Consider the following 14,466-nt stretch of genomic DNA (forward strand, 5'->3'; position numbering starts at 1 on the left):
GTGCGGCTGACGGTGGCACAGGTGCAGCGGGTGCGCTTTGAGGACCGGCCACCCACCTACACGGTGGTCGGCGTCGACAAGCTGCCCGTGGCCCCGGCGCGCGAGTACCTGACGTTTCTGCGCAACCAAGGGGGCTCACCGAACACGCTGCGCGCCTATGCCTATGGGCTGGCGGCGTGGTGGACGGTGCTGGAGGGTACCGGTACCGCGTGGGATGACTTCCCCACCAGTCTGTTTGGCCAGTTCCTGGCTTATCTGCGCACCGGGGATCTGCCTGGGGTGGCCCGTATCGGTGAACCGGAGCAGAGATTGGCCGAATCCTCGCTGCTGCCGCGCAGTGCGGCGGTGTTGTCGATGTACCGGTATTTCGCCAATGCCCATGACCTGGTGCGCCCCTACCGGCGGTTGTACGCCAGTCATGCTCGTACGTCCCGGCGGGGCCGCTATGCACCGTTTCTGGCCGGGGTCGGCCCGAAACGCGAGCAGGACGGGCCGATTCACCGGCTCCGCGGCCTGCAGCGCGCCGAAACACCGGTGCTGCTGCCGGTGCAGGTCAACGCCATCTTGGATGCGTGCAGTGTCCAGACGGTCTCGGGTGAATGGTCGGGCGGCGGGGCGGGGCTGCGTGACCGGTTGTTCTTCGCGGTGTTGGCCGAAACCGGGATGCGGCTCGGTGAGGCGTTGTCGTTGCGCCACAGTGATTTTGATATTGCCGGTGGCGGTACCCCATCGGTGATGGTGGCGGGCCGTGATGATCATCCGCACGGGGTGCGCGCGAAATCGGGCCCGCGCCGGATTTACATCGGCGACGATCTGGTCGCCCTCTACACCGAGTACGTGTGGCAGTTGGTGGCCGCCGGCGCGGATGTCACGGTCGGCGATCTGGCGTCGTGTTTCGTGTTTGTCAACCTGGTGCGAGGCGTGCGCTATGCCCCGCTGCGACCGGAAACCATCTACGACAAGGTGGATCTGATCACCGCGCGCCGAACCGGCGTGCTGCCTGAGCAGTGGACGCCGCACTGGCTGCGCCACACCCACGCCACCGCGTTGTTGCTGGCTGGGGTGGATGTGCATGTGGTGATGCGTCGTCTCGGTCACGCCGACGTGCAGACCACGTTGTCGACCTACGGGTGGGTGACCGCCGACGCCGAGATGCGCACGCTGGCCGAATGGAAGAACTATGTCGCTGGGTGGAAGGTGAACCGTGACGGGCAATGACAGTCCTGCACCAGCGCATACCCCACCGACGCGCGGTGCCGCCGGGGATCGGTGGACACAGCAGTGGCAACAAGTGCCGCCGCAGTGGCGCAGGCTGGTCTATCACCTGGATACCGGCCCGGCCAACACGGTCTTTCAGCGCAACCCGCGCTACCGGCCCACCCCGGACGGCCACGACTTCACCCCGCAGGGTGTGCCGCAACGGTTGTGCGAGGAGCTCGCGTGGTGGGTGTGGCTGTGTGGACACGAAGAACGTCGCAAGATCGAACCGTCGCTGCTGAAATGGACCAGCGGTGCACTGAGCATCGCCGCCGCCGACTACCACCAACGGCACCGGCGTTACCCGGTCAGTGTCGCTGATCTGAGCGCCGAGGCCATCGTGCGTCACGGGGTACGCGAGTTCGAGCGCCGCACCGGTCGGCTGCCCTCGGCCGGGTTTCGGCGCAACGTGGCCAGTTTCATCGAGCACCTGCACCTGTACGTGTCGGTCCGCTGCACCGACCGGCCATGGTGGGCTCATGACATCTGGGATCTGGACGCTGATCCCCGCATCCCGCAGCGTGAGCACGAACCCTGCCATGACCAGGTTGCCCGCCTCGGAGGGATCGAACCGGTCTGGCTGCGTGAAGGGGTGCGGTTCTGGCTGCGCACCTGTTTGACGGCTGAACTGCTGCGCTGGTCGTCGGTGATCGGCCGCACCCGCGGCATCACCCGCCATCTGGGTCCATTCTTGGTCGAACGCGGGATCGATGATCCGGTGATCAGCACCGACCGGGCGGCGCTGCGGCTGGTGTTCACCGAGTTCACCGAATACCTCAAATCACCTGCCGCGCGGGCCAAACCGGAGCGTCCGCTGTCGGCGGCGACGATCGCGGTCGTCCAGTCCAAGATTCAGATGTTCTACACGTTCATGGTGGACCATGCCGAGGAAGCCGCGGCAGCGACCGGAGATCCTCGCTGGAGCCGGTTGACCGACACCCATACCCGGTTGTGGGGTGCGGCGTTTCGCAGCCGACGCCCTACCGGCGGCCGGGAGCTGACCTGGTTTTCGACCGCCGAGCTGCAGCGGATGCTGTGCTATCTCGACGTGCTGGCCGCCGATGCGGGCAAACCGGTGGTCATCACCCATCCCGATTCCACCATCTCGGTCGTGGCTGGTCTCGGCGATCCGCAAGCGGCCCGGATCTGGCTGCTGCAAGCGTTGACCGGGCGCCGGGCCTCGGAGATTCTGATGCTCGATTTCGACCCGCTGCAGCCGATCCCGGGGCATGACCGCCCCGCGGGAGCCACCGACGTTCCCGATGGGTTCGTGGCCAAACTGCGTTACCAGCAGACCAAAGTCGACGGGGTGGTGCCCACCATTCTGGTCGAGCAGGCCGTGGTCAACGTGATCAGCGAACAGCAAGACTGGATCCGGCGGCGTTACCCGGATTTGGAGACGAAGTACCTGTTCCTCGGGGTGCGCTACCAGCACCAGGGCCAACGACCACGCAGCTATGACTCCTACAGCCGGATCCTCAATCGGCTCGACAACATCCACGGTCTCACCGACACCGCCGGCCACCCGCTGCGGTTCTCCCAGACCCACCGGCTGCGCCACACCCGGGCCACCGAGCTGCTCAACGACGGCGTCCCGATCCATGTGGTGCAGCGCTATCTCGGACACGCCTCCCCGGCGATGACCCTGCGCTATGCCGCCACCCTGCAAGCGACCGCCGAAGCGGAGTTCCTGCGGCACAAAAAGATCGGCGCCCATGGCACCGATATCACCATCAGCCCGTCCGACATCTACGACATGACCCAGCTCTCGGCCCGCACCGACCGGGTGCTGCCCAACGGGGTATGCCTGCTGCCACCGGTAGCCACCTGCGACAAAGGCAACGCCTGCTTGTCATGCGGGCATTTCGCCACCGACGCCACCCACCTCGACGAACTGGTCGACCAACGCGCCAGGACCCTGAAACTGATCGACGTCCGCCGCGAACAGTACCGTGCCCGCACCGGGCGCGAGCTCACCGACGACAACGTGTGGATCCATGAGCGTCGACGCGAAATCGCCTCCCTGGACGCCATCCTCGACCGGCTCCACCGCGACGACGTGACCGATGACGGCGCAAACAGCGTCGCCGGTGCGGGTACCGCCAACCGGGCACCCACGATGCAGACTGCTGCCCGCGGAAGCCACGAATCAGTGTTGCGCAAGGCTGACCCGGACACGCCGCGATGAGTCGCCCCAAGCCGCCGCCACCCACCCAGAAAGCACTGAATGCGCTGGCCGAATACCGCGACGGCCGCAGCGATGAGAAGCGGCGTGCCGTCGAAAAAGCGATCGCCTACCTGCGCAAGACCAACGCCGACATCAACTTCTCCACCGTGTCCCGCCGCGCCAAGGTGTCCCGCAAGACCATCTACAAACACGACGACCTGGTGGCCCTCATCAAGCAGTACCGCGACCGCCCCGCCGCCCGCCAGCCAGCACCGGCCGGCCGCGAAACCAGCATCGACGCTGCGCTGCGCCACCGGCTCGCCGCCAAAGACAAAGAGATCGCCGCACTCAAAGCCACCGTGGCAGAACAACAATCAACGATCGAGCTGCTCTACGGCCAACTCGACACCCTTCACGAACAGATCACCTGATCATCTCACCGTGGGGCGGTCATTCCGGAGCATCCCAGCTGACCCGCGCGCGCGGCGACGGTGTCCAGCTCACCTGTCGGCTAAGTGCAGCAGTCGGGGTCGAGCACCACGCAGAGTGCTTGGAGCGCTTCGGGTTTGACGCGGTGAAAGACGTTCATGCCGCGACGGTCGGAGATCACCAGCCCGGCTTTGCGGAGTTGGCCCAGGTGGTGGCTGACGGTGGATTCGCTCAAGTCGAGCGCCCCGGCCAGTTCCCCGCTGGTCTCCTCGCCGGGGCGCGAACTGAACAGTAGAGACATGATTTTGACCCGCATCGGGTCGGCGAGCGCCTTCAGGCGCATCGCCACCGCCAGGGCGTCGTCGTCGCTGATCGGGCCCGCGGCTACCGGGGCGCAGCATACCGGCGCGGACATGTCGATCACGGGCAGCGCTTTGGGCATGACCCCATCCTGCCACCAATCTTGACATATATCAAAAAGGTGGCATCCTGAGGTCGACGCGTCAATTCGATATATGTCTCAGCCCTAGAGGAGGCGGATTATGTCCCGTGTTCAACTCGCCCTCAATGTTGATGATCTCGATGAGGCGATCACGTTCTACTCCAAGCTGTTCAACACCACTCCGGCGAAGGTGAAGCCGGGCTATGCCAACTTCGCCGTCACCGAGCCGCCGCTGAAGCTGGTGCTGCTGGAAAACCCCGGTAAGGGCGGCACCATCAACCACCTCGGCGTCGAGGTGGAGTCCAGGGAAGCCGTCCATGCCGAGATCGCCCGGCTGACCGGCGAGGGGCTGTTCACCGACGAGGAGATCGGCACCACCTGTTGCTTCGCCACCCAGGACAAGGTCTGGGTGACCGGCCCGGCCGGGGAGAAATGGGAGGTCTACACCGTGCTGGCCGACTCCGACACATTCGGCGCCAGCCCACAGCACCTCGACGAATCCAGTGAGGGTGACGGTGATGTGTGCTGCGGCGGCGCATCCAAGGAGTCAGATCAAGCCGCAGCATCCTGCTGCTAGCCGACCGTTCGCGACCTGCCGCGGCCGTGGCCACACGGGCCGCGGTAGGCGCATGATCGGGGCATGGACCGCGACGCCATCGCTGCCGATCTGGAGCGCGCGCGTGTCACGTTTCACCAGCTACTGGCGGCCGCCGGCCCCGACGACTGGGGCGCCCCGACGCGCGGAACCCGTTGGACCAACGAGCAATTGCTGTTCCACATGGTGTTCGGCTACATGGTCGTGCAGCGACTGCTGCCCCTGGTGCGGGTGATGGGCCGACTGCCTGACCGCGTCAGCGTCACCTACGCCCGGGTGCTCAACGCCGCGACCACGCCGTTTCATCACGTCAACTACTACGGATCGTGTGCCGCCGCCCTGGTTTACAACCGGGTCAGGATGGGCGCCAAACTCGACCGGGTCATCGCCGCGCTGCAACAACGACTCGCCCGAGAAACCGACGACTCCCTGCGCCGCGGCATGCACTTCCCGCCGGGATGGGATCCGTTCTTCTCCGATTACATGACGCTCGAAGACGTCTACCGCTACCCAGGGCGCCATTTCGACTTCCACGCGGCCCAGCTCATCTTCACCTGACGTTCATTTGCCATCTGATTCGATAGCTGTCAATATCGATGTATGTCGAAGTCCCGGGAGATGTTGGCCGATCAAGTGTGTTGCGCTCCGGGCGCCCTGCTGCACGAACCCATATCGGCGGCGGTGGCGGCGGATATGGCGGTCAAGCTCAAGGCGCTGGCCGATCCGGTGCGGCTGCAGCTGTTCTCGGCGATCGCCAGCCACGCCGGCAGCGAGGCCTGCGTCTGTGACATCTCACCCGGGCTGGAAGTCTCCCAGCCGACCATCAGCCATCACCTCAAAGTGCTGCGGGACGCTGGATTGCTGACCTCGCAGCGCCGGGCGTCGTGGGTGTATTACGCCGTGGTGCCCGAAGCGCTGGCCAGCCTGGCCGTGCTCCTCGGCGCGACCACCGCCCACACCGTGGCGGGAGTATCGGCATGACCGACACCACCACATCCCCTCCAGCGGTCGTCGGCAAGCTCTCCACCCTCGACCGGTTCCTGCCCTTATGGATCGGCGCGGCCATGGTCGCAGGGCTGCTGCTGGGCCGCTGGATCCCCGGCCTGAACACCGCTCTGGAAAAGGTTCAGATCGACGGGATTTCGCTGCCGATCGCCCTGGGCCTGTTGATCATGATGTATCCGGTGCTGGCGAAAGTCCGCTACGACCGCCTCGACACCGTCACCGGCGACCGCAAACTCCTGCTCTCCTCACTGGTCCTGAACTGGGTGCTCGGACCCGCGCTGATGTTCGCACTCGCCTGGCTGCTACTGCCCGACCTGCCCGAATACCGCACCGGCCTGATCATCGTCGGACTGGCCCGCTGCATCGCCATGGTCATCATCTGGAACGACCTGGCCTGCGGAGACCGCGAAGCCGCCGCCGTCCTCGTCGCGCTCAACTCGATCTTCCAAGTCATCATGTTCGCCGTGCTGGGCTGGTTCTACTTGTCGGTGTTGCCCGGCTGGCTCGGCCTGGAACAAACCACCATCGACACCTCACCGTGGCAGATCGCCAAATCCGTACTCATCTTCCTCGGCATCCCGCTATTGGCCGGCTACCTGTCCCGCCGCATCGGCGAGAAAACCAAGGGCCGCGACTGGTATGAGGCCAAGTTCCTACCGACGATCGGCCCATGGGCCCTCTACGGTCTGCTGTTCACCATCGTGATTCTCTTTGCCCTGCAAGGCGATCAGATCACCCACCAACCCTGGGACGTCGCCCGCATCGCCCTACCTCTGTTGGCGTACTTCGCCGTCATGTGGGGCGGGGGCTACCTGCTCGGCACGCTGTTGGATCTGGGTTATGAGCGCACCACCACCCTGGCGTTCACCGCCGCCGGCAACAACTTCGAACTGGCCATCGCCGTGGCGATCGCCACCTACGGCGCCACCTCCGGCCAAGCGCTGGCCGGGGTCGTCGGCCCGCTCATCGAAGTCCCGGTCCTGGTCGGATTGGTCTACGTCTCGCTGGCGCTACGTAATCGGTTCAGCCACCACACCTCCCAACACCTGCCCACCGGCTCGACGACGAGAACGGAACCAGCCGATGACTGACAGCCCCGTCACCCACCAACTGCGCCACGACCTCTCCATCGACCAACAACTCGCCCTGAAAACCGCGGCGAGCCGTCTGCACGGCGAGTTCGACGGCACCTTCGGCACCGAAACCATCGAACGGTTCCTCTGCTCGTCCTACGACCAGTTCGCCGGCCGCGCCACCATTCCCAACTTCCTGCCGCTGCTGGCCGAACGGTTCGCCCGCCAGCGCCTCCACGCCCTGGCCCGGGTGGAAGGCAAGATCAGCGACGGCAAACCGACCGTCCTGTTCCTATGCACCCACAACGCCGGCCGCTCCCAGATGGCCCTCGGCTTCTTCACCCACCTGGCCGGCGACAACGCGATCGCCTGGTCCGGAGGGTCAGAACCCGGCAACGAGATCAACCCCGCCGCCATCGAGGCCATGCACGAAGTCGGGATCGACATCACCGGCGAATACCCCAAACCCTGGACCGACGAAATCGTGCAAGCCGCCGACGTCGTCATCACCATGGGCTGCGGCGACGCCTGCCCCATCTTCCCCGGAAAACGCTACGAAAACTGGGAACTCCCCGACCCCGCCGGCCAAGGCCTCGACGCGGTCCGCCCGATCCGCGACGACATCGAAGAACGCATCCACCGACTCCTGACCGATCTGAACGTGCCCATCACCCGCTAATCGCGAAAACCCAAGGAAAACACCGATATGGCCGACAGATCCGTGTTGTTCGTCTGCGTCAGTAACGCCGGCAAGTCGGTGATGGCCGCCGGGCTCATGCGGCAGATCGCCGGCCCGCACATCCGCGTGACCTCGGCGGGCACCCACGCCAAGGGTGCAGTCAACCAACAATCGGTGCAGGCATTGGCCGAAGTCGGCGTCGACATCAGCGACCATCAGCCCACCCAACTCACCGAGCAGATGCTCGACGAGGCCGATCTGGTCGTCATCGTCGGCACCCAAGCCCAACTCGAGGACCATCCCGGCACCACCATCCAACGGTGGGACACCGACGAACCCTCCCTGCGCGGCATCGACGGCATCGACCGCATGCGAATCATCCGCGACGACATCACCACGCGCGTCCAGGCCCTGGCCGCCAACTTGTCCACCGCGGCCGCACCACCCGCCGGCCAGTCAACACAATCCGACCGCCGAGACGGTTGAGGGCCACCCCGCTGCCGTTCGCCACCGATTGAGGGTTGCATTCCGTACCTAGGTACGGGTTTATCGTCGACGTATGGCCAGCGAGGAAACTACGGGTTGGGTGCCCGATTCGTGCTCGTTACCCACGGTTGATCGGCCGTTGCGGGTGGCCGAGTTCGACGGGCTATTCGGTCAATCGGTGCTGCGGTCGGTACGGGTGAGTGCCACACGGTTGGATCTTGTGCTGGCCGCCGACGCCGAGGCCGCTGCCCGCGACCTGGCGGCACGCGAAGTCGGCTGCTGCTCGTTTTTCCGCTTCGACTTCGACACGGCCGGTTCGGATGTGGTGATAAGCATCGGCGTTCCCCCGTCGCACACCGACGTGCTCGACGCCCTCGCACAGCGGATCGGTGACATGACGACGGGGCAGACGCGGTGAGCGACAGCGGATTGCGCAGCGGGCAGGTCGCGGCCGCAGCCGGGGTCAACACCGAGACGCTGCGCTACTACGAGCGACGCGGCCTGCTGCGCCAGCCGCAGCGATCACTGGGTGGACACCGCCTATACCCACCGGAAACCGTGACCATGATGCGGGTGATCAAGGCCGCGCAACGGTTGGGCTTCACCCTCGACGAAGTCGCCGACCTGTTGGCCGCCACCCGACTCGGTAGCCGCTCCGAGGCCGGACTACACACCCGGGCGGCCACCAAACTGGCCGAGGTCGACCAGAAGCTCGCCGAACTTACCGCCGTGCGCGACACGCTGCGTGCTGCGCTCGCCGCGGGCTGTGACGACCTCCTCGCCTGCGCCGAAAGCCCCTGCTGCCCAATACCATTCACCGCAGAACCCGACAACGAGACGAAAGGCGGCACCGGTGGCTGCTGCTGACGACCGCGCCCGCAAGGCGTGGTGGGCATCGATCGGCGTCGGGGCGCTGGCATGTGTGGGCTGCTGTGTGGTCGTGCCACTGCTGGCCGCGGCCGGCATCGCCGGCGGTGGCATGCTGCTCGTCGGTTCCCGGTGGCTAGAGCCACTCGGATTCGCGCTCATCGCCGTCGGAGTCGTCGGGGTGGTCGTGTCACAGATCCGCGCCTACCGCCGACGCGGAGCCGACACCTGCCAGTGCACTCGTCCGAACACGAACACCAGTTGCCGGTGCCGACGATCACAGCCGGCAGCGGCCCCAGTGCCCGGCCAGGTCTCCTAGGGTCATCACCATGGTGATCCGTTCAATCCTGTTGTTCGTGTTGGCCGCGGTCGCCGAAATCGGAGGCGCGTGGCTGATCTGGCAAGGTGTGCGCGAGCAACGCGGCTGGCTATGGGCCGGGCTCGGCGTCATCGCACTCGGAATCTACGGGTTTGTCGCCACCCTGCAGCCGGATGCGCATTTCGGCCGGATCCTGGCCGCCTACGGCGGCGTGTTCGTCGCCGGCTCACTGGCCTGGGGCATGGCGCTGGACGGGTTTCGACCCGACCGCTGGGACATCATCGGCGCCCTGGTCTGCCTGGCCGGCGTCGCCGTGATCATGTACGGCCCACGCGCGCACTGACACTTCCCCAGGAGGGGCATGCTGTGATCGAGTTCCTGTCCTGCAGCACCGGCAATGTCGTCGGAATCCGGTTCAGCGGCAAGCTGAACCGGCAAACCTACCGCGACGTGCTCGGCCCACGAATCGACTCCCTTCTGGAGCAGTACACCACGTTGCGGGTGCTGATCCTGATCGACGAATCCTTTGAAGGCTGGACCCTTCCCGCGGCCTGGGCCAACACGATCTTCGACCTCAAACATCGACGTCACTTCGACAAGATCGCCATGCTGGGCGCCCCGAAATGGGAAGAATGGTGCGTCAAAATACCCGCGGCACTGCTCATCCGCGGTCAACTGAAGACGTTTCCACGCGATCAACTCGAACCCGCATGGGACTGGCTTCGCGCATAGCGCCCGCTGAGCGGTCAGGCCAGCGTCAGCCAGCAGCGCCACCACTGGTGGTGGGCCTATGTGTGCGTTGCAGCCGCCGTCGGCGCTTCGGTCGTGGCACCAGCGGCCAGTGGTGTGGTGCGTCCGGCGCGCACACCGTTGGCGATGACGACGATTTCGTGCACCGTGCCTATGTCAACCTAAATTGGCTCCGCCTGGGCGGTGTCAGTTGGCCCCGCCTGGAGGCGTGCAGAACTCGCGCGGGTTGAGCGAAGCTGGATGTATGCGTGTGGAGCTTCTCACGAGCCCGGGGTGTCCGAATGCGGCGGCGGCTCGGCGCTTGCTCGCCGAGTGTCTGTCTGAGGTGGGTATCGCTGACGATGTGGTGGTGGAAAGGGTCGGTGCATATCCATCGCCGACGGTGCTCGTTGATGGTGTGGATATCATGAAGCCGGGCACTGAGTTGGCAGCTGATGCATGCCGATTGGACCTTCCGACCAGGGATCGCGTGCTGGCGGCGCTGCGGAGTGCGACACCGTTGACCTGATCGATCCGGGGTTTCACCCCGTTGCTCGGCCGACCCCTCTTGGCTGTGACGTGATCCTGTTGCGCCCCGAGTTCAACTGGCTGTCGTGGTTTCCTGGGTGCGGGTGTGTGCCAGCCGGTGGGAGTCGGTTCCGGTTTCGATGATGGCGCCCCGGAGGGGTTTGGTGCGTCCGGCGCGGACCCCGTTGGCGATGACGACGATTTCGGCGAGTTCGTGCACGGCGACGACCGCGGCCAACCCCAGCATCCCGGTGAGGGCGAGCGGAATGAGTACCGTGATCAGGCCCAGTGAGAGGCCGACGTTTTGCAGCATGATGCGCCGGGCACGGCGGGCGTGGGCGAAGGCTTGGGTGAGGTGGCGCAGGTCTTCACCCATGAGGGCGACGTCGGCGGTTTCGATCGCCACGTCGGTGCCCATTGCGCCCATGGCGATGCCGAGGTCTGCGGTGGCCAGGGCGGGGGCGTCGTTGACGCCGTCACCGACCATGGCCGTCGAGGAATGTTGGCGCAGTTGACTAATCAGCGCGGCCTTGTCTTCGGGCCGCAGATCAGCATGCACCGTATCGATCCCCACCTGCTTGGCCAGGGCGGTCGCGGTCGCTTGGTTGTCACCGGTCAGCATCGCCACCTGATAACCCCCACGGCGTAACGCCTCGACGACCCGGGCGGCTTCGGGCCGTAGTTCGTCACGCACCGCGACCGCCCCAATGACCTGACCGTTGTCTTCGACCAGCACCGCGGTCGCCCCGGCGGCCTGCATCTTGGCGACCTGTTCGGCCAGCGGGCCGGGATCGAGCCAGCCGGGCCGACCGAGCCGCAACCGGCGGCCGTCGCGATACCCGGTGAGGCCGGCGCCGGTGACCGCCTCCACCTCCTCGGCGGGTCGGACCGGGCCCTCGGCGGCGGCGAGGATCGCTGCAGCCAGGGGGTGTTCGCTGCGGGCCTCCAACGCCGCCGCGACCTCCAGCACATGCTCGCGGGTGGCGCCGTTGGTGGTGGCGACGTCGATGACGGTGGGCTTGTTGGCAGTCAATGTGCCGGTCTTATCCAGCGCCACGGTGCGGACCGCGCCCAGGGCTTCCAGCGCCGCGCCGCCCTTGACCAGGACGCCGAGCTTGCTGGCCGCGCCGATCGCGGCGACCACGGTGACCGGCACCGAGATCGCCAGCGCGCATGGGGAGGCCGCCACCAGCACCACCAGGGCGCGTTCGATCCACACCAGCGGATCACCCAACACGCTGCCGATGGCCGCGATGAGGACGCCGGCGATCATGATCGTCGGGACCAGGGGTTTGGCGATGCGGTCGGCCAGGCGCTGGGCTTCGCCCTTGCGGGACTGCTCGGCCTCCACGATGGCCACAATGCGGGCCAGCGAGTTGTCGGCGGCGCTGCTGGTGACCTCGACCTCGAGCACCCCGGTGCCGTTGATCGACCCGGCGAACACCTCATCACCGGGCCCGGCCTCCACCGGCACGGATTCGCCGGTGATCGCCGAAACATCCAGCGCGGTACGGCCTGAGACGATGACCCCGTCGGTGGCGACGCGTTCACCGGGTTTGACCAGCATCCGGTCACCCACCCGCAATTCGCTTGGCGGGATGATGGTTTCGGCGCCGTCGCGCAGGACGGTGGCCTCATCGGGCACCAGCGACAACAGGGCGCGCAGGCCGCGGCGGGTGCGGGCCAGCGAGTATTCTTCGAGACCTTCGCTGATGGAGAACAGGAACGCCAGCATGGCGGCCTCGCCGACCTCGCCGAGGATCACTGCGCCGACCGCGGCGATCGTCATCAGCGTGCCGACCCCGATCTTGCCTTGGGTCAGCCGGCGCAGCGTCGAGGGCACGAACGTGTAGGCCCCGATCGCCAACGCCAGCGCATACAACCCGATTTCGACCGGGCGGGGCCCGCCGGCCCCGCCGACCACATACCCGGCCAGCAGCACCACACCCGCCACCGCGGCGGCGCGCAGTTCGGTGATCTCCCAGAGCCGTTCGGGTTCGTGCTCGTCGTCGCTACGTTCGTCGCTGCCGCAGCCACACGCCTCACTCATCGAGCAACCTTCTTCCGCTGATCGGGGAGGCCGTAGTTGGGGCACAACGCCACCGCGTTGCCGGTGGCCTCCAGCACCGCCTCGGCCGCGCGCAACATCTCCAGCAGCTCCGGGCGGGCCAGCCGATACACCGAGGCGCGGCCCTGCGGCCGGAAATCCACCAACCCGCAGTCACGCAGGCAGGCCAGATGCGCCGACACCGTCGACTGCGCCAACCCCAACTCGCCCGTCAGATCCACCACCCGGGCCTCACCACCCGCCAGGCGGCGCAGGATCGCCAACCGGGTCGCATCCGAGAGGCTGTGAAACAACGCCGTCGCCGCATCCACATTCCCGCACACCGCGGGATCGACCGAACCACTTTTCATCGCCACATAACGATGATAGCGTCCAATGCTATTGATCGGTCAACCTCGCCAACATCGATGCCATGCGATATAGCCGCCGATCCCACGAAAGAGGTATCTGAATGGCGCGCGCCAGCCGCATGTTGCTCACCGCGTTCGTCATCGCCGCGATGGCGATCGGTGCGCTGGTCTACCTGTCGGTGCGCGACCGTGACTCGACCGCCCCAGCGCAGTCCGATACCAGCGAGATCGGGCAGGTGGTGCGGGAGAACAGTCACCGGCTCAACTCGGTGCCTGAGAGCAAGGTGACGTTCGTGGAGTTTCTCGACTTCGAATGTGAGGGTTGCCGCGCGGTTTACCCGGAGATCGAAAAGTTGCGGGCTGAATACGGGGACCGGGTGAATTTCGTGATCCGCCACTTCCCGCTGCCAGCGCACGTCAACGCCGAGCGGGCCGCCCGGGCCGTGGAAGCCGCCGCCCAGCAGGGCCAGCTGGAGGCGGTGTATCGCAAAATGTATGACACCCAGGCTCAGTGGGGTGAAAAGCAAACCCCGGCCGATGACGTATTCCGTGGATTCGCAGCAGAACTCGGCCTGGATATGGCCGCTTTCGACGCGGCCTACGCCGATCCCGCCACGCTGGAGCGCATCCGGCTCGACATGGCCGACGGCCGGGCCTTGGGGGTGCAGGGCACGCCGACGTTTTTCCTCAACGGCACCCGCATCCAACCGCACAGCTATGAAGACCTCGCCAAGGCCCTTGATCAAGCGCTCGCCGAGAACTAACCGCGCCGTCCCACGTCCATCGGCTTTAACGCCCATCTCCACATCGGCACCTATCCCAGTCCCGGCCAGGAGGTTTCACCCATGCCCGCCACCGCGCTCATCTTCTACGTGATCTTTGCCGTCTTAGGGTTCGGCTGGCGCAGTTGGACCCAATACCGCCACACCGGATCCACCGGATTCCGCGGCATCCACGGTCGGCCCGGGTCGCTGCAATGGTTGGCCGGTGTCGGATTCATCGCCGCCATCCTCGCCGGGGCGGCCGCGCCCCTGCTGCAACTGCTCGACATCCTCACCCCGATGGCCGTGCTTGATGCGCCGTGGATCCAGACCACCGGCATAGTGCTGGCCGTCGCCGGGATCGCCGCCACCGTCCACGCCCAACGCGACATGGGCCCATCGTGGCGCATCGGAGTGGACCCCAGCGAAACAACCACATTGGTGCGCCACGGCGTGTTCGCGCTGGTACGCAACCCCATCTTCACCGCCATGCTGATCTTCGCCGCCGGCATCACCCTGATCACCCCAAACCCGCTTGCCCTGGCCGCCTTCGCCGTCTTGTGGGCCACGATCGAACTGCAGGTACGAGTGGTCGAAGAGCCCTACCTCAACACCATCCACGGCCAGGCCTACCGGGACTACTGTGGGGCTGTCGGCCGGTTCGTTCCCTACATCGGACGCCGCCTGACCGTCTGACCGCCGACGCGAGGT

General features: G+C 66.2%; 19 protein-coding genes. 16 read left to right on the forward strand and 3 right to left on the reverse strand.

Features of this window, described 5'->3' with window-relative positions:
* Window positions 1–12 precede the first annotated feature (12 nt).
* The 3 genes from BN4332_RS19570 to BN4332_RS19580 are packed head-to-tail and all read left to right on the forward strand — an operon-like array spanning window position 13 to window position 3,855.
* The gene (locus BN4332_RS19570) at window positions 13–1,218 is read left to right on the forward strand and encodes a tyrosine-type recombinase/integrase (protein WP_036435507.1); all 1,206 of its coding nucleotides are present in this window, start codon (window positions 13–15) and stop codon (window positions 1,216–1,218) included.
* Window positions 1,205–3,445, forward strand: coding sequence for a tyrosine-type recombinase/integrase (locus BN4332_RS19575; RefSeq protein WP_072279042.1), 2,241 nt, complete (start codon window positions 1,205–1,207; stop codon window positions 3,443–3,445). Before BN4332_RS19570 ends, BN4332_RS19575 begins: the two co-directional genes overlap by 14 nt.
* Entirely contained in the window at window positions 3,442–3,855 is a 414-nt protein-coding gene (locus BN4332_RS19580; RefSeq protein ID WP_036432609.1) for a DUF6262 family protein, read from the forward strand. Before BN4332_RS19575 ends, BN4332_RS19580 begins: the two co-directional genes overlap by 4 nt.
* Window positions 3,856–3,935: 80 nt before the next feature.
* On the opposite strand, the gene BN4332_RS19585 is transcribed toward BN4332_RS19580, so the two are convergent.
* Window positions 3,936–4,295, reverse strand: coding sequence for an Rv2640c family ArsR-like transcriptional regulator (locus BN4332_RS19585; protein WP_036432606.1), 360 nt, complete (start codon window positions 4,293–4,295; stop codon window positions 3,936–3,938).
* A 100-nt stretch (window positions 4,296–4,395) separates the two neighbouring features.
* On the opposite strand from BN4332_RS19585, the gene BN4332_RS19590 reads away from it, so the two are divergent.
* The 11 genes from BN4332_RS19590 (at window position 4,396) to BN4332_RS19640 (ending at window position 10,051) form a co-directional block, all read left to right on the forward strand.
* The gene (locus tag BN4332_RS19590; RefSeq protein ID WP_036432603.1) at window positions 4,396–4,872 is read left to right on the forward strand and encodes an ArsI/CadI family heavy metal resistance metalloenzyme; all 477 of its coding nucleotides are present in this window, start codon (window positions 4,396–4,398) and stop codon (window positions 4,870–4,872) included.
* 63 nt (window positions 4,873–4,935) lie between these two features.
* Window positions 4,936–5,448 carry a DinB family protein gene (locus tag BN4332_RS19595; RefSeq protein WP_036432600.1) on the forward strand — a complete coding sequence of 171 codons (513 nt, stop codon included), beginning with the start codon at window positions 4,936–4,938 and terminating at the stop codon, window positions 5,446–5,448.
* A gap of 42 nt (window positions 5,449–5,490) precedes the next feature.
* Entirely contained in the window at window positions 5,491–5,871 is a 381-nt protein-coding gene (locus tag BN4332_RS19600; protein WP_066900811.1) for an ArsR/SmtB family transcription factor, read from the forward strand.
* Complete coding sequence (gene arsB, locus BN4332_RS19605; RefSeq protein WP_036432593.1) at window positions 5,868–6,986, forward strand: ACR3 family arsenite efflux transporter; 1,119 nt, start codon at window positions 5,868–5,870, stop codon at window positions 6,984–6,986. The genes BN4332_RS19600 and arsB overlap by 4 nt, the downstream gene beginning before the upstream one ends.
* Window positions 6,979–7,647 carry an arsenate reductase ArsC gene (locus tag BN4332_RS19610; protein ID WP_036432590.1) on the forward strand — a complete coding sequence of 223 codons (669 nt, stop codon included), beginning with the start codon at window positions 6,979–6,981 and terminating at the stop codon, window positions 7,645–7,647. The genes arsB and BN4332_RS19610 overlap by 8 nt, the downstream gene beginning before the upstream one ends.
* 27 nt (window positions 7,648–7,674) lie before the next feature.
* A complete protein-coding gene (locus BN4332_RS19615; RefSeq protein ID WP_036432587.1) occupies window positions 7,675–8,133 on the forward strand; it encodes an arsenate-mycothiol transferase ArsC in 459 nt (152 codons plus the stop codon).
* Window positions 8,134–8,278: 145 nt separating this feature from the next.
* Window positions 8,279–8,551, forward strand: coding sequence for a hypothetical protein (locus BN4332_RS19620; RefSeq protein WP_235654147.1), 273 nt, complete (start codon window positions 8,279–8,281; stop codon window positions 8,549–8,551).
* Window positions 8,548–9,000, forward strand: coding sequence for a MerR family transcriptional regulator (locus tag BN4332_RS19625; protein WP_066900813.1), 453 nt, complete (start codon window positions 8,548–8,550; stop codon window positions 8,998–9,000). The genes BN4332_RS19620 and BN4332_RS19625 overlap by 4 nt, the downstream gene beginning before the upstream one ends.
* Window positions 8,987–9,319: a hypothetical protein gene (locus BN4332_RS19630; RefSeq protein ID WP_036432580.1), complete on the forward strand. Its 333-nt coding sequence runs from the start codon at window positions 8,987–8,989 to the stop codon at window positions 9,317–9,319. The genes BN4332_RS19625 and BN4332_RS19630 overlap by 14 nt, the downstream gene beginning before the upstream one ends.
* A gap of 10 nt (window positions 9,320–9,329) precedes the next feature.
* Window positions 9,330–9,662: a YnfA family protein gene (locus BN4332_RS19635; RefSeq protein ID WP_036432578.1), complete on the forward strand. Its 333-nt coding sequence runs from the start codon at window positions 9,330–9,332 to the stop codon at window positions 9,660–9,662.
* A gap of 23 nt (window positions 9,663–9,685) precedes the next feature.
* Window positions 9,686–10,051 carry a SpoIIAA family protein gene (locus tag BN4332_RS19640; protein ID WP_036432576.1) on the forward strand — a complete coding sequence of 122 codons (366 nt, stop codon included), beginning with the start codon at window positions 9,686–9,688 and terminating at the stop codon, window positions 10,049–10,051.
* Window positions 10,052–10,649: 598 nt separating this feature from the next.
* Here BN4332_RS19640 and BN4332_RS19650 read toward each other — a convergent pair.
* Both BN4332_RS19650 and BN4332_RS19655 read right to left on the reverse strand, forming a co-directional pair.
* Window positions 10,650–12,626: a heavy metal translocating P-type ATPase gene (locus BN4332_RS19650; protein ID WP_036432573.1), complete on the reverse strand. Its 1,977-nt coding sequence runs from the start codon at window positions 12,624–12,626 to the stop codon at window positions 10,650–10,652.
* A complete protein-coding gene (locus BN4332_RS19655; RefSeq protein WP_047036712.1) occupies window positions 12,623–12,994 on the reverse strand; it encodes an ArsR/SmtB family transcription factor in 372 nt (123 codons plus the stop codon). Before BN4332_RS19655 ends, BN4332_RS19650 begins: the two co-directional genes overlap by 4 nt.
* A gap of 101 nt (window positions 12,995–13,095) precedes the next feature.
* Between BN4332_RS19655 and BN4332_RS19660 the strand changes: the two genes are divergently transcribed.
* Window positions 13,096–13,758 carry a DsbA family protein gene (locus BN4332_RS19660; RefSeq protein ID WP_036432571.1) on the forward strand — a complete coding sequence of 221 codons (663 nt, stop codon included), beginning with the start codon at window positions 13,096–13,098 and terminating at the stop codon, window positions 13,756–13,758.
* Between the two features lie 81 nt (window positions 13,759–13,839).
* Window positions 13,840–14,451, forward strand: coding sequence for a methyltransferase family protein (locus BN4332_RS19665; RefSeq protein WP_036432568.1), 612 nt, complete (start codon window positions 13,840–13,842; stop codon window positions 14,449–14,451).
* The last annotated feature ends 15 nt before the right edge of the window (window positions 14,452–14,466 follow it).

Origin of the sequence: Mycolicibacterium houstonense, from assembly GCF_900078665.2 — a bacterium.
Lineage (GTDB): Bacteria > Actinomycetota > Actinomycetes > Mycobacteriales > Mycobacteriaceae > Mycobacterium > Mycobacterium houstonense.

Excerpts from the sequence above, each read along its gene's own strand:
- BN4332_RS19615 (WP_036432587.1), top strand. The coding sequence starts at position 7,675 with ATGGCCGACAGATCCGTGTTGTTCGTCTGCGTCAGTAACGCCGGCAAG.
- BN4332_RS19650 (WP_036432573.1), bottom strand. The coding sequence starts at position 12,626 with ATGAGTGAGGCGTGTGGCTGCGGCAGCGACGAACGTAGCGACGACGAG.
- BN4332_RS19655 (WP_047036712.1), bottom strand. The coding sequence starts at position 12,994 with ATGAAAAGTGGTTCGGTCGATCCCGCGGTGTGCGGGAATGTGGATGCG.
- BN4332_RS19580 (WP_036432609.1), top strand. The coding sequence starts at position 3,442 with ATGAGTCGCCCCAAGCCGCCGCCACCCACCCAGAAAGCACTGAATGCG.
- BN4332_RS19590 (WP_036432603.1), top strand. The coding sequence starts at position 4,396 with ATGTCCCGTGTTCAACTCGCCCTCAATGTTGATGATCTCGATGAGGCG.
- BN4332_RS19635 (WP_036432578.1), top strand. The coding sequence starts at position 9,330 with ATGGTGATCCGTTCAATCCTGTTGTTCGTGTTGGCCGCGGTCGCCGAA.
- BN4332_RS19610 (WP_036432590.1), top strand. The coding sequence starts at position 6,979 with ATGACTGACAGCCCCGTCACCCACCAACTGCGCCACGACCTCTCCATC.
- BN4332_RS19585 (WP_036432606.1), bottom strand. The coding sequence starts at position 4,295 with ATGCCCAAAGCGCTGCCCGTGATCGACATGTCCGCGCCGGTATGCTGC.
- BN4332_RS19660 (WP_036432571.1), top strand. The coding sequence starts at position 13,096 with ATGGCGCGCGCCAGCCGCATGTTGCTCACCGCGTTCGTCATCGCCGCG.
- arsB (WP_036432593.1), top strand. The coding sequence starts at position 5,868 with ATGACCGACACCACCACATCCCCTCCAGCGGTCGTCGGCAAGCTCTCC.
- BN4332_RS19665 (WP_036432568.1), top strand. The coding sequence starts at position 13,840 with ATGCCCGCCACCGCGCTCATCTTCTACGTGATCTTTGCCGTCTTAGGG.
- BN4332_RS19600 (WP_066900811.1), top strand. The coding sequence starts at position 5,491 with ATGTCGAAGTCCCGGGAGATGTTGGCCGATCAAGTGTGTTGCGCTCCG.
- BN4332_RS19595 (WP_036432600.1), top strand. The coding sequence starts at position 4,936 with ATGGACCGCGACGCCATCGCTGCCGATCTGGAGCGCGCGCGTGTCACG.